We start from the raw sequence: 16252 nt of genomic DNA on the forward strand, positions 1-16252 counted from the left end.
ATTTGGCCTTGCTCATATGTTCGGTATCTCCAGGTCCTGCAAGTAGGGGTTGGTCGCCTTCTCCCGGCCGATCGTGGTCTGGCCACCATGACCCGGCAGGACGACGATCTCGTCGCGCATCGGCAGGATCTTGGTGGCCAACGTATGCAGCATCGCCGGATGGTCGCCCCCAGGCAGATCCGTCCGGCCGATCGACCCGGCGAACAACACGTCACCGGAGAACAGGATTGCCGGCACCGCTCCGTTGTTTTCGGGCCCGGCGTACGGCGTAGTGAACGTGACCGACCCCCTGGTGTGTCCAGGGGTGTGGTCGACGGTGAAGTTCAGGCCGGCCAGCTCCAGGGACAGGCCGTCCTTGAGCTCGGCGACGTCGTCCGGCTCGGCGAACTCGTGCGTACCGCCGAGGAGCATCCGGGCCGTCTCCGGGCTGATCCCGGCCATCGGGTCGGCGAGCAGGTGCCGGTCGTCCGGGTGGATCCAGGCGGTGGCGTCGTACGTCCCGCAGACCGGAAGTACGGAAAACATGTGGTCGATGTGACCGTGCGTGAGCAGCACGGCGACCGGTTTGAGCTTGTTCTCCCGGACCACCTGCTCGACGCCGGCGGTCGCGTCCTGACCGGGGTCGATGACGATGCACTCCGCGCCCTGGCCGGTGGCGACGACGTAGCAGTTAGTACCCCACGCACCCGCGGGGAACCCGGCGATGAGCACGACAGACCTTCCTGAAACGGTTCCGGACCACCCAAGGCTACCGGTGCCCACCGGGTGAGTTCGAACCGGATTGTGACGCAACACCGTTGCGCCTGGGCTGGGAGTTTGTGATTGTTCAGGGATAAGCGTCGGGATGGCACTCGACGCGCCCAGGCAGGACCCTGTTCGCTCGGTTGGACCGGAGACTGACCAGAATGGGCACGAGCGCAATACATACCGCCGGAAGGGGCGAGTTGTGGCCGGAGAGAGCTGGGGCCGGGTAGCTGAGGACGGAACGGTCTTCGTACGGACCAAGGACGGTGAACGGGCGGTCGGCCAGTGGCCCGACGCGAACCCCGAGGAGGCGCTCGCCTTCTACACCCGCCGGTACGACGCGCTGGCCTTCGAGGTGGATCTGCTCGAAAAGCGGGTCGAGGCGGGCACGGTGTCCCCCGACGACGCGCGGGCCGCGGTGAAGAAGGTGACCAGCTCGATCGAGGAGGCGCAGGCGGTCGGCGACCTCGACGGCCTGCGGGCCCGGCTGGAGGCACTCACCCCGCTGGTCGCCCAGCAGCGCGAGAAGCGCAAGGCCGAGCGGGCCGCGAAGGTCGAGGAGGCGCGGTCGGCCAAGACCAAGATCGCCACCGAGGCCGAGACCATCGCCGCCGGCACCGACTGGCGGCACGGCGTCACCCGGCTGCGCGAACTGCTCGACGAGTGGAAGGCGCTCCCCCGGCTCGACAAGTCCAGCGACGACGAGCTGTGGCACCGGTTCTCCTCCGCACGGACGACGTACACCCGGCACCGCAAGCAGCACTTCGCCGAGCTCTCCTCCAAGCGTGAGGAAGCCGCGGTGGTCAAGGAGCGGCTCGCAGCCGAGGCCGAGACCCTCTCGTCGTCCAGCGACTGGGGTCCGACGTCGGGCCGCTTCCGCGACCTGATGCGGCAGTGGAAGGCCGCCGGCCCCGCGCCGCGCGAGGTCGACGACAAGCTGTGGGCACGGTTCCGCGCCGCCCAGGACACGTTCTTCGGAGCGCGGGACGCCATCCAGGCCGAGGAGAACGCCGAGCAGGTGGAGAACCTCCAGGCCAAGGAGGCACTGCTCGTCGAGATCGAGGGCATCCTCCCGGTCGAGGACGCCAAGATCGCCCGCGAGCAACTGCGCGACCTGCTCGACCGCTGGGACCAGATCGGCAAGGTCCCGCGCGACTCGATGCGCGCGATCGACTCCCGCCTGCGCGCCGTCGAGCAGGCCGTCAAGGCCGCCGAGGACGAGGTCTGGAACCGCAGCAACCCCGAAGCCCGGGCGCGCGCCGAAGCCACGGTCAAGCAACTCCAGTCCCTGATCTCGGACCTGGAGAAGCAAGCCACCAAGGCCGAGTCCCAGGGGAACGCCCGCAAGGCCAACGAAGCCCGGGAAGCCATCGCCGCCCGCCGCGAATGGCTAACCCAAGCCCAAAACGCCCTTTCCGACTTCAGCTAACTCCCTGTGGACAACTCCCAGCAGGATTAGACCCCTTTCAGTCATCCTGCTGGGATGTTCGAGTACGACCTGCCGTATTACTTCGCCGGTATCCCCTTCACGGCCCGTCAGGTGCCGCGCAAACTCGGCTACTGGCGCGCGGCGAGATCCGCCAGTTCCTGAAGGGCGTCTACGTCGACGTCCGGGTGCCCGACTCACCCCGGCTTCGCGCGGACGCCCTGCGCTTGGTAGGCGCCTTCTTGTGCCAGGAGCCACGGTTGCCGCGGCGGTGGTAGAGAACCACGCCAACCAGGAGTGCAGCGGCGATGGGCAGGATGAGGTCGTTGTAGGTGCGGGCGGGTGTTGCGGAGGTGATGTCGTAGCCGCCGGCGACGCCCTGGTCGTTGTAGGTGGTGCCGGGGAGCTTGTCGGAGTAACGGGTGGCGACGAGATCCTGGTAGGCGGCGACCGAGATGGACTTGGTGCCGATGGACTTGGTGGCGGCGGGGTTGAGGGGGCGGATCTGGGTGCCGGTGAGGGCGTACCAGGCGCCGATCTGGGGTTCGGTGAAGACGAGCGCACCGCGGGCGGCGGCGACCATGCGGGCCTCGGTGTTGCCGCTCGCCACGTTGACGGCCTGCCACTCGCCGGTGGCCGGGTGGCTCCGGACCGGCTGCATTGGCGGCGCCGCCAACAGACAACGCCATGCCGAGAGCAGCGAGCAGTACGGCGCCGACGCGGAGCAGGATGTTCTTCGGGCGGGGCATGTCAGGCTCCGATCCGGTACAGGGAGTGGGTCCAGGTGAACTGGGAGTTGGACCGGTACCAGTTGTACGTCGAGTAGTTGTAGCGCGGGTCGTCAGGCCAGGGGTTGTAGTACTCGAGCGTGGAGTCCGACGAGTCGTACCCGATGATGTCCATCATGTGACCGCCACCCGACGTCCAGCCGATCCGCGTCATCACCGGACGCCCGGCGGCGATCTCGGTCACGAGGGTGCCGAAGCTGAGGGTGCCCGAGATGTAGCTGCCGGCGCTGATCCCGATCGAGCGGAACGCCCGCTGGTCGTTCGCCAGCGTGGCCTGGTTGTTCGGGCACGTCACGTTGTGGCTGTTGCCGAAGCCAGGTTGCAGAACTGGTTCTGCGAGTACGTCGTCGAACCGTCCGCCGCCCCGGGTACGGTCGGCATCGCGTGGGAGTGGGACTAGCTCTGGAAGCCCGCGTGGACGTGGTCGTGGTGGGTCTGGTCGGAGAAGAACGCCGTACCGGACAGCTGGTACGGACCACCGACGTTGTACGAGCCGAGCGACTCGGTCGCCCGCATGTACGACGTGATCAGCGAACGTGACGTGGTCGGCGCGACGACCGCGTGACCATCGATCTGCCAGGTGTCGAACGCCCGCCCGCGCGGGTGATCGCTGGGCCGGTTGGTGCCGAAGACGTTCAGCGGATGGCCGGAGCGGATCACGCTGACCCCGATCCGATAGGTCTCCGCCAGTTGCAGCATCGTGGTGAGCACGCTGTCGTGCACCTGCCCCGACCGGATATCGGCCGCGGACGCGGGCGGCAGTGCGATCCGATCGCTCGCCAGCACCTGCCGGGCCGCCGCCGACAGCCCGGTAGCCGCCGGACCAGGCTGGGCCGGATGTGTCGAGGTCACCCGCCAACTCCCCCGCGTCTTACTCAGTCGTACGTCGACCGTCGTACCGCCAGTGACGACACGGCCACCGCTGATCGTGTACACCCGGCAGGGCACCAACACACTCGCCGAGTCCCCCAAGATCCCGCCGTACTGCGCATCGATCACCTCGACCACAGACCGCGGCCCGCCTAGCAGGTCGACAACCGCCGCCACCGCCGCGCGCTTGGCCGCAGGCTGGATCTCCCCCGACCCAGGCGACCACGTCCGCACCGAAGGAAGCGCGACAGCGGGAGTGGAGGCCGGCGCACTCGGCTTACTCGGCTTACTCGGCTTACTCGGCGCCCGCGGAGTATCGGATGTGCCTGGTGCGCTCGGTGTCCCCGACGAGCTCGCCTGCTGCCCAACCGACGACCCGCTGCAGCCCGCCAGCAATCCAACGCCGGCGATCAGCAGCCCACGCCGCCCAAGTCCATCCGAGGAAGCCATACCCGCAGTCTCCCCGGCGTCACAAACGGCCGAGGCCTACTGGGTCACGCGGTACACGTCGAAGACGCCTTCGACCGAGCGGACTGCTTTCAGGACGTGGCCGAGGTGGGTCGGGTCGCCCATCTCGAAGGTGAAGCGGGACTTGGCGATCCGGTCACGGGTGGTCGTCAGCGCCGCGGACAGGATGTTCACGTGGTAGTCGGACAGCACCCGGGTGATGTCCGAGAGCAGCCGGGCCCGGTCGAGCGCCTCGACCTGGATCGCGACCAGGAACACCGACTGCGCGGTCGGCGCCCACTCGACCTCGACGATCCGCTCCGGCTGGGTCTGCAGGTTCTCGACGTTCGCGCAGTCCGCCCGGTGCACGGAGACGCCCGCACCCCGCGTGATCCAGCCGATGATCTCGTCGCCCGGCACCGGCGTACAACACCGGGCCAGCTTGGACAGGATGTCGGTCGCACCCTTGACGATGACACCAGCATCGCCCCGGGCAGTCCGCTTCCGCCGCTCCCGCGTCTGCGGCAACCGCAGACCCTCGGCGAGGTCCTCGGCCGCCCCCTCCTCACCGCCATACGTCTCGATCAGACGCCGTACGACGGCCTGCGCGGAAACATGGCTCTCGCCGACTGCGGCGTACAGACCGGTGACGTCGGGGTAGCGCAGCGAGTTCGCCACCGCGGTGAGGGTCTCGTGCGACAGCAGGCGCTGCAGCGGCAGGCCCTCCTTGCGGAGCTGCTTGGCGATCGCGTCCTTGCCGTGCTCGATCGCCTCGTCGCGGCGCTCCTTGGAGAACCAGTGCTTGATCTTGTTCCGCGCGCGGGGGCTCTTGACGAACGTGAGCCAGTCACGCGACGGTCCAGCGCCCTGCGCCTTCGAGGTGAACACCTCGACGACGTCGCCGTTCTCCAGCGTGCTCTCCAGCGGCACGAGCCGGCCGTTGACCCGGGCGCCGATGCAGCGGTGCCCGACCTCGGTGTGGATCGCGTACGCGAAGTCGACCGGCGACGACCCTGTCGGCAGCGACATCACGTCGCCGCGCGGGGTGAAGACGTAGACCTCGGAGTTGTTGATCTCGAACCGCAGCGAGTCGAGGAACTCCGACGGGTCGGAGGTCTCCCGCTGCCAGTCGACGAGCTGCCGCACCCACGGCATCTCGTTCGGGCCGCCGATCTCGGTGCTGGGCGGGCCGACCGCGTCCGGCGCGGCCGTGCTCGGGTCCTCCTTGTACTTCCAGTGCGCGGCGATGCCGTACTCCGCCCGGCGGTGCATCGAGAACGAGCGGATCTGCAGCTCCACCGGCTTGCCCTGCGGGCCGATCACAGTGGTGTGCAGCGACTGGTACATGTTGAACTTCGGCATCGCGATGTAGTCCTTGAACCGGCCGGGCACCGGGTTCCACCGCGCGTGCAGTATGCCGAGCGCGGCGTAGCAGTCCCGGACCGACTCGACCAGCACGCGGATGCCGACCAGGTCGTAGATGTCGCCGAACTCGCGGCCGCGGACGATCATCTTCTGGTAGATCGAGTAGTAGTGCTTGGGCCGGCCGGTGACGGTTGCCTTCACCTTGGCCGCGCGCAGGTCCTCGTGCACCTGGTCGATCACCGACGCCAGGTACTCGTCCCGCGACGGTGCGCGCTCGGCGACCAGCCGGACGATCTCGTCGTACACCTTCGGGTGCAGGGTCGAGAAGGACAAGTCCTCGAGCTCCCACTTAATCGTGTTCATACCGAGCCGGTGGGCCAGCGGGGCGTAGATCTCGAGCGTCTCGCGGGCGATCCGCTCCTGCTTCTCCTGCCGCAGGAAGCCGAGCGTGCGCATGTTGTGCAGCCGGTCGGCGAGCTTGATCACCAGCACCCGGATGTCCTTGGCCATCGCGACGACCATCTTGCGGATCGTCTCGGCCTGCGCGGACTCGCCGTACTTGACCTTGTCCAGCTTGGTGACGCCGTCGACCAGCATGGCGATCTCTTCGCTGAAGTCGGCGGTGAGCTCGGCCACGGTGTACGGCGTGTCCTCGACGGTGTCGTGGAGGAGGGCGGCGCACAGGGTCGGCGCGGTCATACCGAGCTCGGCCAGGATGGTCGCGACGGCGAGCGGGTGGGTGATGTAGGCGTCACCACTCTTGCGGAGCTGACCGGTGTGGTACTTCTCCGCGGTCCGGTAGGCGCGCTCGATCATCCCGAGGTCGGCCTTGGGGTGGGTCGCCCGGACGACCCGGAACAGCGGCTCGAGCATCGGCGCCCGGTTCGGGTGCCTGGTCCCGCCGAGGCGGGCGAGCCTGGCCCGCACCCGGGCCGGCGCGATCCGCGGCGGCTGGGTGGCAGGCGACGGTGACACGGGCGCCGGGCGTGCCGGTGCCGGCGCGCGCGGAGACTCCTGCGGTACCACGTTCGGCACCGCTGATGTCATCGCCGGGTCTTCGCCCACGTTGTGTCCCTCCGCCGACAGACCACCAGTCTAGGGGGCTGCGGCCAACGAGGTTGAATCACCCTGTGGACAACACGCCGGGTGGGCTCGTGATGTCAGACTGTGACGAGCGCGGACAACTGCTCGCCGGCCAGCCGTTTGCGCCCCGGCAGGAACGAAAGCTCGAGCAGGACCGCGGTCTCGAGAACTTCCGCCTGGCAGCGGCGGATCAAGCGCAGGCACGCCTCGACTGTGCCGCCGGTGGCGAGTACGTCGTCGATCACGAGCACCCGGTCACCCGGGGTGAACGCGTCCTGGTGCACCTCGATGGTCGCCTCGCCGTACTCCAGCGCGTACGACTCCTCGTACGTCGCCGCCGGCAACTTCCCCTTCTTGCGCACCGGGACGAACCCGGCGCCGAGGGCGAGCGCGACCGGGGCGGCCAGGATGAACCCGCGCGCCTCGATCCCGACCACCTTGTCGACCACCGGGTTCCCGTCGTCGTCCTTCCCGGATGCGGCCAGCGCCTCGACCACCTGGGCGAACCCGCTGTGATCGGCCAGCAGCGGGGTGATGTCCTTGAACACCACCCCCGCCTGCGGGTAGTCCGGGATGTCGCGGATGCCGTCGGCCAGGACCTGCTCGAGCGACCGCATCACTTACCGCGCTTCGACCGCGGCTTGCGCGTCGGCTGCGGCCGTCCGGCCGCCGTCGCCTTCATCGGGCGCGCCGCCGGCGTCGGCGCCGTACCCGCCGGCCGGTTCTTGCGCGGCGTGTCCTGGACGACGGACCGCGCGGCGGCCGCACCTGCGCCCGCACCCGCGGTCGCCACCGCGACCGGAGCACCCGCCTTCGCCGCCTGGGCCCGCTTGGCCACGACCCGGCGCCTGAGCGCCTGCATGCCCGGCTCACGCTCCTTGAAGACCGCGAGCAGCGCCGGCGCGATGAAGATCGACGAGTACGCACCGACCGCGACACCCACGAACAGCGCCAGCGAAAGGTCCTTGAGCGGCCCGGTCCCCAGGACCACTGTTCCGACCACGAGGATCGAGGCGATCGGCAGCAACGCGGTCACCGTGGTGTTGATCGACCGTACGACGGTCTGGTTGACGGCCAGGTTGGTGGCGTCGGAGTAGGTGTAGCGGGTGTTCCCGGTGATGCCCCGGGTGTTCTCGCGGATCTTGTCGAACACCACGACCGTGTCGTACAGCGAGTAACCGAGGATCGTCAGTACGCCGATCACCGTCGCCGGGGTGACGTCGAAGCCGATCAGCGCGTACACGCCGACCGTGATCGTGACGTCGTGGATCAGCGCGATGATCGCGGCCGCTGACGCCTTGGGTTCTCGGAAGTAGGCCCAGATCACCAGGAACACCAAGGCGAGGAACACCCCCAGCGCCCAGATCGCCTTGTTCGCGATCTGCCGACCCCAGGACGCGCCGATCTGCTGAGAGGTGACCTGGTCGATCGGGACCCCGGCCTCCTTGGCGATCGCGGCACGGACCTTCGCGATGTCGTCCTGCGCCAGCGGCTTGGTCTGCACCCGCACCTTGTCGGAGCCGATGGTGGTGACGACCGGGTCGCCGAGATCCTTGGCATTGGTCGCCTTCACCACACTGGTGAAGTCGTCGACGGTGTTGCTGGTGACCTTGACGTTCGCCTGGTACTCGACGCCGCCCTTGAACTCGATACCGAGCGCGAGGCCGCGGGTGAAGAGCCCGATCAGCGAGATGGCCACCAGGGCCAGGGAGATCGTGAACCAGAGCTTGCGATGACCGATGAAGTCGTACGAGATCTCACCGCGGTGCAGCTTGGCACCGAGCTGTCCGAGCTTCGACATCAGACCTCCCCTCCAACCGGCTTGGGCTTCGACGCCGGCTTGGCAGGCCGGGCCGACGGTTTCATCTGACCCGGCAGCCGCTCCACACCGAGATGTTCGGGATCCAGACCGGACAGCTTGTGGCCGTGGCCGAAGAAGTCGGTCCGGGCCAGCAGTGTGACCATCGGCTTGGTGAACATGAACACGACCACCAGGTCGAGCAGCGTGGTCAGGCCGAGCGTGAACGCGAAGCCCTTCACGCTGCCGACCGCCAGGACGTAGAGCACCACCGCGGCGAGCAGCGAGATCGAGTCGGCCGCGATGATCGTGTGCTTGGCCCGGGCCCAGCCGGTCTCCACCGAGGAGCGCAGACTGCGGCCCTCGCGCACTTCGTCCCGTAGTCGTTCGAAGTAGATGATGAACGAGTCCGCGGTGATACCGACCGCCACGATCAGACCGGCGATCCCGGCCAGGGTCAGGGTGAACCCGATCGCGTGGCCGAGCAGACAGACGAGCTGGTACGTCAGGATGCCCGCGATCCCGAGCGACGCCACCACGACGATCCCCAGCCCCCGGTAGTACAGGAAGCAGAAGACGACGACCAGGATGAGGCCGATGATGCCGGCCCAGATGCCCGCGGACAGCTGGTCGCCACCGAGCTGCGGCGACACGGTCTCGACCGACGAGATGTCGAAGGAGATCGGCAGGGCGCCGTACTTCAGCACGTTCGCCAGGTCACGCGCCTCGGCTTCGGTGAAGGTACCGGTGATCTGCGCCTGGCCGCCCGGGATCGGCTGCGCGACGCTCGGGGTCGAGATGGTCTCGCCGTCGAGCACGATCGCGAACAGGTTCTGGCCCTCGCCGCGGGCGGAGATGTTCTGGGTGGCCTTGAGGAACTTGTCGCCGCCCTCGCCGGTGAACTTCAGGTTGACCTGCCACTGGAAGCCGCCCTGCGGGATGCCCGCGCTGGCGTCGGCCAGGTCGGTGCCCTTCATGATCGCCGGACCCAGCAGGTACTTGAACTGCTTGTCGCGGTCACAGGAGAACAGCGGCTTGTTCGGGTCGTCGGTCTGCGGGTCACCGCACTTGAACGTCGCGAACGCTGCCTGCGTGGCCGCGTCGGGGACGTAGCTCAGCGGGTCGCCTGGGTTCGTGGCCGGCGTTGTCGGCGTGGCGGTGGTAGGCGCGGTCGGCGTCGTACTCGGCGTCGGGGTCGGCGTGGCGGCCTTGCCGAGCGCGCTGGTCCAGGCCCGGCCCTTCGGCGTGGCGCTCGGCGTGGTGCTGGCCTTCGGCTTCACCGTCGTACTGGGCTTGGGCGTCGTGCTCGGCTTCGGCGTACCCGTCGGGGTCGGTGTCGGTGTCGCCACCGGCGCGAGCGACTGGCCGTCGTACACGATCCGGAAGTAGAGCAGCGCGGTCTGGCCGACCTGCTTGACCAGAGCGTCCTGGGTGGCACCGGGGACGGCCACGTTGATGTGATTTCCCCCGGACGTGGTGATGTCGGCCTCCGCGACACCCGCACCGTTGACCCGCTGAGAGATGATGTTCTTCGCCTCGTTCAGCTGGTCGGCGGTCACCGAGCCACTGCCGGCAGCCGGTTTCGCGGTCAGCGTGATGGTCGTGCCACCGCGCAGGTCCAGGCCGAGCTTGGGCTTCCAGGTGTTGGTCAGCGCCATGATCCCGAACAGCAGGACCACGATGACCGCCAAGGCGATCAGGTTCCGCCAGGGACGGGATGTCGTCGTCGTTGCCACGTCAGATTCAACCTTTGTGCTTCTGGGCGCGCCGCAACGTCAGAGTAGACGCTGGGCGACGCGCCTCAGGCCGTTGGGACGGAAATCAGTTCTCGGTGTGCGTGGGCGGCAGCTTCGGCGCGTCCTGCACCTTGCCGTCGGCCTTGTCCTTACGCGCGTCCGGCACGTCCACCGGGTCCTTGAGGTCCCCGCCCGGCTCGTCCTCGGCCTTGTCGACGCTGTCGGCGTCGGTCGCCTCGGCGGCGTCCTCGTCCGGGATGACCCGGCCGACCGCGGCCTTGACCACCTGCACCAGCACGCCCTCGGAGATCTCCAGCGTCACGTACTCGTCGTCGGTCTCCTCGACGATGCCGACCAGGCCGCTGGTGGTGATCACCTTGGTGCCCGGGGTGAGCGAGGCCACCGTCTTTGCCTGCCGGTCGCGCTGCTTACGCTGCGTGCGGCTCATGAACCAGATCATCCCGACGATCAGGATCAGCGGCAGCAGCAGCGTGAAGCCGGAGCCGCCGGAAGAGGCCATCGGTACGGCGAGGAGTTGCATGGGGTCTCAAAATCCTTCGTCGATCGGGAGTACGGGTGTCCGGCACGCTCTGCTCAAGCGCGCAGGTCGCAGCGGAATGGCCTGAGGTCAGGCCACCGGGGAGTCTAACCCTGAGCGGCAACAACTTCCTCATGACACCGGGTCACGTTTGAGTTACTCGCTACGGAGTGTCTACGTTCCGGCGCCCGCGGACGTTCCCGTCGTATCCGCTCTGCAATCTGGGTCGAACTCCTTCAGTCTTCGTCTGTGTCGAACAAAGTGTCCGCGAAGGTGGCGCCCTTCGGGACCTTGAGCCCGATGTGCCGCCAGGCCGCGGGCGTGGCGACGCGGCCGCGCGGCGTACGGGCCAGATAGCCGGACCGGACCAGGAATGGCTCGGCCACTTCCTCCACGGTCTCACGTTCTTCGCCGACCGCAACCGCCAACGTGGAAAGACCTACCGGTCCCCCGCCGAAACGGCGACACAGAGCGTCCAGGACGGACCGGTCGAGCCGGTCCAGGCCCATCTTGTCCACCTCGTACAACTCCAGCGCCGCCTTGCCGAGGGCGAGCGTGACGATGCCGTCAGCCCGTACCTCTGCGTAGTCGCGGACCCGGCGGAGCAGCCGGTTCGCGATCCGCGGCGTACCGCGGGACCGGGACGCGATCTCGGCCGCGCCCTCCGGGGTGATGTCGACCTCGAGCAGCGCGGACGACCGGTTCACGATCTTCTCGAGCTCGGCGGCGTCGTAGAACTCCAGGTGACCGGTGAACCCGAACCGGTCCCGCAGCGGCCCCGGCAGCAGCCCGGCCCGGGTGGTCGCGCCGACCAGCGTGAACGGCGGGATCTCCAGCGGGATAGCGGTTGCCCCCGGCCCCTTGCCGACGATCACGTCGACCCGGAAGTCCTCCATCGCCATGTAGAGCAGCTCTTCGGCGGGCCGGGACATCCGGTGGATCTCGTCGAGGAACAGCACCTCGCCCTCGCTCAGCCCGGACAGGATCGCGGCGAGGTCGCCGGCGTGCTGGATCGCCGGACCGCTGGTGATGCGCAGCGGCGCCGACATCTCGCTGGCGATGATCATGGCCAGCGTGGTCTTGCCGAGCCCGGGCGGGCCGGACAACAGCACGTGATCCGGCGCCCGGTTGCGTCCGCGAGCGGCGTGCAGGACCAGCTCGAGCTGCTCGCTCACCCTGCGTTGCCCGCCGAACTCAGCCAGGGTGCGCGGCCGCAGCGCGGACTCGATCTTGCGTTCCTCGAGATCCACCGCGTCCGCGGACACCAATGGCCGGACGTTGTCTTCCATGTCTTATGCCTTCGACAGCACGCGCAGCGCGGCACGCAGCAGATCGGGGACGGACGGGTTCGGGCTGTCGGCGGCGAGCGGCGAGACCGCGGTGACGGCGTCTTCCGCGTCCCGGGTCGACCAGCCGAGGCCGACCAGGCCGGCATGCACCTGGTCCCGCCAGGCCTCCTGCGCCTGCAGCGGACGACCGGACACCGTCTTCGACGGCGCGCCGATCTTGTCCTTCAGCTCCAGCACGATCCGCTGCGCGCCCTTCTTGCCGATGCCGGGAACCTTCACCAGTACGGCGAGATTCTCGGTCGCAACGGCTTGTCGCAGTTGATCCGGACTCAGCACCGCAAGCGCCGCCTGGGCGAGCTTCGGCCCGACCCCGGATGCCGTCTGCAGCAACTCGAACAGGTCCTTCTCATCGTCATCCGAGAACCCGTACAGCGTGAGCGAGTCCTCCCGCACCACCATCGAGGTCGCCACCCGGGCTTCCTGCCCCGGCCGCAACCCCGCGAGGGTGCCGGGATGGCAGTACACCTGCAGGCCTACTCCCCCGACCTCGATCACGGCACTGTCCACACCAATGGCCGCCACGGGCCCCCGCACAAAGGCGATCATCGCCAACCTCCAAGCCGTTCGGCCCTGCTCATCACTTGCTCACCGCTTGCCCTGCTGGGCCGCCACGGCGGCCCGCAGCCTAGCCACTTGGAGGCGGGATTGCGCCTTTGCCAGGGCTTCCAGGTTCGACCGGCTCGCGGCTGCCTCCTGCATCTTGCTCGTCAGACCGCCGCGCCAGACGTGGCAGATCGCCAGCGCCAGCGCGTCGGCGGCGTCAGCCGGCGTCGGGCGCTCGGCGAGCTTGAGGATCCGGGTCACCATCGTGGTCACCTGTTCCTTGTCCGCCCGGCCCGATCCGGTGACCGCGGCCTTCACCTCGCTCGGCGTGTGCAGCGCGACCGGCAGGCCGCGCCGGGCGGCCACCACCATCGCCACTCCGGACGCCTGCGCCGTGCCCATCACCGTACGGACGTTGTGCTGCGCGAACACGCGCTCCACCGCGACCGCATCCGGCCGGTGCTCGGTGATCCACTCCTCCAGCTCGGCCTCGATCCGGACCAGCCGCTTGGCCACGTCCAGGTCGGCCGGCGTCCGGATCACCCCGACGGCGACCAGCGCCGGCGGCTTGCCCGGCGAACCCTCGACGACGCCGAGTCCGCACCGGGTCAGCCCCGGGTCGACGCCGAGCACCCGCATGGACCACCTCCGAACGTTTGTTCGACAACCCTAATCGGCGCTACCGGACAGCCGGTAATCGACGCGCCGGATCAGAAGTAGTCGAGCATGTACGACGCCGACCCCGCGAACGCCGCGTCAAGGGCCGCATCGTTGGTGGCCGGGCCGGACACCAATCCCGCTCCGCGCAGTGTGTTGACCGGCGTACCGGCGTACAAAGCGGCAAGCCCGCGTGGTCCGAATCGGAGCGTGTCACCTGACGGCTGCTTTTGCGTGAGCTGTCCGGCTCCGCCCTGGACTGACAGGTGCCAGTCCCCGCTGTTCTCCGGTAGGTCGGGATCGTCGATGCGCACGTCCACCTCCAGTACGGCGCTCGCCGCGAACCCACGGGCCGCGATCGCCGCCGGAGCGTCGAGCAACCGCAGCATCCAGCGCTGCTCCTCGGCCTTCTTGTCCGCCTCGGTCTCGATCATGAGGTGGATCGGGTCGCCGGGCGGGAGGTAAGCGTGCACGGTCCGCGCGATCGAGGAACCAGAACCGACCGTGGCCCACAGCGCCCGCGCGGTCTGCTCCGAACCGGCGATCAGCTCGTCGACGGACAACTCCTCGTCGCCGGCCCAGTTGTAGAGCACGAATCCGTCATCGGCCAGGAACGCGGTGTTGTCCTCGTCCGCGAGCCACTCCTCGATCTCGTCGAGCGGCCAGATCAGGGCGCCGTTCGACCGCCGGGACTCGTTCACCCGGCTGGCCACCTCGAGGAACCGCTGCGCATCGTCAGGCCCCGCCCGGCGGATGCTGACGTCCTTACCGCCGAGGCGGCGCAGATCGGCGGACTGGAAGGAGTACTTGTACCGCGACCCGCCGAACTCGTACCCGAGGTGCCGGTAGATCACCGTCGTCGCCGGGTACAGCGCGGACAGCGGGAAGCCTTTCTCGACCCCGCGCCGCATCACCCCACGCATCAGCAGGCTGCCCACACCACGGCCGCGGTACTCCGGTGACACGACAACGCCGGCCACCCCCGCCACCGGGATCCGCCGGCCGCTCCACCACTGCCCGAAGTCCCAGAACCGCGCCGCGGCGACGAGGGCATCCCCGTCGGCGACCCCGACGTACCGGCCGTCCTCGAGGAACTTGACGGCGTACTTCCACCACTCCTCCCGGTCCCCCGACGCCATCGTCCCGAACGACTGCCTCCGGATCCGCAACACGTCCTCGAGGTGGTCCTCGGTGATGTCCACCAACCGCAGCGCATCAGTCACGCCGCCGACCCTACGTGCTCGGCCGCTCCGTTACCCACAAATAGATGGTGCCCTCGACAACCACGGTGCCGTCGTCCCGCGTCGCCTTCACCTTCACCGGCACATCCGGCCCGGCCGTCCACGCCGCCGGATCCGTCTCCGCCGAGCAGGTCAGATCGGACGTGGACCTGGCCAGGTAGGCGACCTCCATGCCCTTGGGCAGCCACCGCTTGTCCTTCGGGATGGTCGCCTCGGCCAACGCCCCCATCGCCGCCTCCAAACCGTTGCACACGGCAATCGCATGCACGGTCCCGATGTGGTTCTGCACCGCCCGCCGCTTGGGCAGCACCAGCGCCGCGTAGTTCGGGCTCACCTGCACGAACCGCGGCCGAATCGACCGAAAGTACGGCGCCTTCCAGGTGAACGCCCGCGAAAACACCCGCTCCCCACCCGGCACCACCCGCAACCGCTCCCACATCCCCAGCACCTGACTACCCATCCCCACATGTTACCCACCAGTCACATAACCGTCGACCCCCGCTCAACACGACCACCGCCAACCGGGCACCGCCTCGCGGCGATCAATCTTTTGGCCGCCTCCGGCGGCGTTGCGCGGACCGATACACGCACAACCCAAACGGCGAGAGCGCTGCCCACGACGGCCACCGCACCGACGGCCTGAGGCAGCGAACCGAGGGCGACCGAGTGACGGCGATCCGCAAAGGCAGCCTGCAGCCAGCAGCCAGCAGCCAGCAGCCGAAAGTACAGACGAGTCCGCCCTAGGTGTTCGGTCAGAGCTTCACGGCGCCAGCACCCCTGCAAGCTGCAGACCTCCGCCCAACTGGACCAGCCCGGACCTGGCGGCCAACCCCGGTCTGGCCGAGGCGCTCGAAGCTCGTACAGACTGACGGTCCGCCGACTCCAGGCCGCCGGAGCCACCTTCTGCCCGACTTCGTCCGACTCACCGGAGTCCAGCCCGGAAGCTTCTTCGCGATTGCTCCCGGTCGACCAAGGTCAGGCGACCGCCTCCGCGGCAACTCGAGGGCCGGCAAGCACTCAGTGGACTACTGCTGCGCACCGTGCTCAGGTCGCGCAGTCGAGGTGTCGACCGTTGACCCTGACGGTGCCGGTGGGGTCGACGCGGAAGGTGAATCCGTGGGGTGTGCGCCATTCGAGGGTCTTGTGGTCGACGCGGCGGACGCTCCAGCCGCGGCCGTGAGTCTTGATCCTGTGGCTGAATCGGCCCAGGGGCGCGAGGTTCCGAGTGCTGGTTTGACCTGGTGGACCGAGCGGGTCGTAGGGCTCGATGTGGTCCAGGTCGATGGTGTGGTTGGTTTCGCGGTTGCCGAAGGGGAAGGCCTCGACGGGGTGAGTCAGTTTGACGCGTTCGCGGATCCGGTCGGGGATTTCGTACGCGTCGACGCTGACTGCGTCGTTGAGGTCGATGACCGGCTTCACGGTGTACGGGCCGTAGCCAACGAGCTCCGTCAACTGGTCTGCCAGCAGTGGGCCGAGGTCCTCGACGCGCAGAACCCCGGTACCGGTGGCCAGCGTGTGGTCGGTGAGGTGCACATAAACCTCGGTCTGCCCCGGCCGCACCCGCCCACCCCTGCCGCCGCCCCCGCTGCCCCCGCTGCCGATGCCGCCGCGACCGGAGCCAGTGCCGCCGGTGCCCGTGCCAGTGCCGGTGCCGGTGCCGGTGCCGG

Annotated in this window: 15 protein-coding genes and 1 pseudogene; 1 reads left to right on the forward strand and 15 read right to left on the reverse strand. The window is 68.6% G+C overall.

Annotated features, from left to right (window positions below; all coding sequences use genetic code 11):
• Positions 1-12 precede the first annotated feature (12 nt).
• The gene (locus ACZ3HV_RS23535; RefSeq protein WP_465687120.1) at positions 13-711 is read right to left on the reverse strand and encodes an MBL fold metallo-hydrolase; all 699 of its coding nucleotides are present in this window, start codon (positions 709-711) and stop codon (positions 13-15) included.
• Between the two features lie 235 nt (positions 712-946).
• Between ACZ3HV_RS23535 and ACZ3HV_RS23540 the strand changes: the two genes are divergently transcribed.
• Entirely contained in the window at positions 947-2173 is a 1227-nt protein-coding gene (locus ACZ3HV_RS23540) for a DUF349 domain-containing protein (protein WP_465687121.1), read from the forward strand.
• Positions 2174-2342: 169 nt separating this feature from the next.
• Here ACZ3HV_RS23540 and ACZ3HV_RS23545 read toward each other — a convergent pair whose 3' ends face one another.
• The 14 genes and pseudogenes from ACZ3HV_RS23545 to ACZ3HV_RS23610 form a co-directional block, all read right to left on the reverse strand.
• Entirely contained in the window at positions 2343-2831 is a 489-nt protein-coding gene (locus ACZ3HV_RS23545) for a hypothetical protein (protein ID WP_465687122.1), read from the reverse strand.
• An 89-nt stretch (positions 2832-2920) separates the two neighbouring features.
• Positions 2921-3253: a papain-like cysteine protease family protein gene (locus ACZ3HV_RS23550; protein ID WP_465687123.1), complete on the reverse strand. Its 333-nt coding sequence runs from the start codon at positions 3251-3253 to the stop codon at positions 2921-2923.
• A gap of 101 nt (positions 3254-3354) precedes the next feature.
• Positions 3355-4062 (reverse strand): hypothetical protein, encoded by a 708-nt coding sequence (locus ACZ3HV_RS23555; protein WP_465687124.1) that lies wholly within the window; start codon positions 4060-4062, stop codon positions 3355-3357.
• Positions 4063-4314: 252 nt separating this feature from the next.
• Positions 4315-6687: a RelA/SpoT family protein gene (locus tag ACZ3HV_RS23560; protein WP_465687125.1), complete on the reverse strand. Its 2373-nt coding sequence runs from the start codon at positions 6685-6687 to the stop codon at positions 4315-4317.
• A gap of 113 nt (positions 6688-6800) precedes the next feature.
• Positions 6801-7340: an adenine phosphoribosyltransferase gene (locus tag ACZ3HV_RS23565; RefSeq protein ID WP_465687126.1), complete on the reverse strand. Its 540-nt coding sequence runs from the start codon at positions 7338-7340 to the stop codon at positions 6801-6803.
• Positions 7340-8524 carry a protein translocase subunit SecF gene (gene secF / locus ACZ3HV_RS23570; RefSeq protein ID WP_465687127.1) on the reverse strand — a complete coding sequence of 395 codons (1185 nt, stop codon included), beginning with the start codon at positions 8522-8524 and terminating at the stop codon, positions 7340-7342. The genes ACZ3HV_RS23565 and secF overlap by 1 nt, the downstream gene beginning before the upstream one ends.
• The gene (secD, locus tag ACZ3HV_RS23575) at positions 8524-10218 is read right to left on the reverse strand and encodes a protein translocase subunit SecD (RefSeq protein WP_465687138.1); all 1695 of its coding nucleotides are present in this window, start codon (positions 10216-10218) and stop codon (positions 8524-8526) included. Before secD ends, secF begins: the two co-directional genes overlap by 1 nt.
• 124 nt (positions 10219-10342) lie before the next feature.
• A complete protein-coding gene (gene yajC, locus ACZ3HV_RS23580) occupies positions 10343-10798 on the reverse strand; it encodes a preprotein translocase subunit YajC (RefSeq protein ID WP_465687128.1) in 456 nt (151 codons plus the stop codon).
• Between the two features lie 233 nt (positions 10799-11031).
• Positions 11032-12084: a Holliday junction branch migration DNA helicase RuvB gene (ruvB, locus tag ACZ3HV_RS23585; RefSeq protein WP_465687129.1), complete on the reverse strand. Its 1053-nt coding sequence runs from the start codon at positions 12082-12084 to the stop codon at positions 11032-11034.
• Between the two features lie 3 nt (positions 12085-12087).
• Positions 12088-12690 (reverse strand): Holliday junction branch migration protein RuvA, encoded by a 603-nt coding sequence (gene ruvA / locus ACZ3HV_RS23590; RefSeq protein ID WP_465687130.1) that lies wholly within the window; start codon positions 12688-12690, stop codon positions 12088-12090.
• 39 nt (positions 12691-12729) lie between these two features.
• Positions 12730-13326, reverse strand: a complete 597-nt coding sequence (gene ruvC / locus ACZ3HV_RS23595; protein ID WP_465687131.1) for a crossover junction endodeoxyribonuclease RuvC — start codon at positions 13324-13326, stop codon at positions 12730-12732.
• Positions 13327-13397: 71 nt separating this feature from the next.
• The gene (locus ACZ3HV_RS23600) at positions 13398-14567 is read right to left on the reverse strand and encodes a GNAT family N-acetyltransferase (RefSeq protein ID WP_465687132.1); all 1170 of its coding nucleotides are present in this window, start codon (positions 14565-14567) and stop codon (positions 13398-13400) included.
• A gap of 10 nt (positions 14568-14577) precedes the next feature.
• Positions 14578-15045: a hotdog fold domain-containing protein gene (locus ACZ3HV_RS23605; RefSeq protein WP_465687133.1), complete on the reverse strand. Its 468-nt coding sequence runs from the start codon at positions 15043-15045 to the stop codon at positions 14578-14580.
• A gap of 584 nt (positions 15046-15629) precedes the next feature.
• Positions 15630-16252 (reverse strand): annotated as a pseudogene (locus ACZ3HV_RS23610) (hypothetical protein); the annotation flags it as partial.

It is taken from the genome of Kribbella sp. NPDC020701 (assembly GCF_055562215.1).

Excerpts from the sequence above, each read along its gene's own strand:
- ACZ3HV_RS23545 (WP_465687122.1), bottom strand. The coding sequence starts at position 2,831 with ATGCAGCCGGTCCGGAGCCACCCGGCCACCGGCGAGTGGCAGGCCGTC.
- ACZ3HV_RS23560 (WP_465687125.1), bottom strand. The coding sequence starts at position 6,687 with ATGACATCAGCGGTGCCGAACGTGGTACCGCAGGAGTCTCCGCGCGCG.
- ACZ3HV_RS23565 (WP_465687126.1), bottom strand. The coding sequence starts at position 7,340 with ATGCGGTCGCTCGAGCAGGTCCTGGCCGACGGCATCCGCGACATCCCG.
- secF (WP_465687127.1), bottom strand. The coding sequence starts at position 8,524 with ATGTCGAAGCTCGGACAGCTCGGTGCCAAGCTGCACCGCGGTGAGATC.
- yajC (WP_465687128.1), bottom strand. The coding sequence starts at position 10,798 with ATGCAACTCCTCGCCGTACCGATGGCCTCTTCCGGCGGCTCCGGCTTC.
- ruvB (WP_465687129.1), bottom strand. The coding sequence starts at position 12,084 with ATGGAAGACAACGTCCGGCCATTGGTGTCCGCGGACGCGGTGGATCTC.
- ruvA (WP_465687130.1), bottom strand. The coding sequence starts at position 12,690 with ATGATCGCCTTTGTGCGGGGGCCCGTGGCGGCCATTGGTGTGGACAGT.
- ruvC (WP_465687131.1), bottom strand. The coding sequence starts at position 13,326 with ATGCGGGTGCTCGGCGTCGACCCGGGGCTGACCCGGTGCGGACTCGGC.
- ACZ3HV_RS23605 (WP_465687133.1), bottom strand. The coding sequence starts at position 15,045 with ATGGGTAGTCAGGTGCTGGGGATGTGGGAGCGGTTGCGGGTGGTGCCG.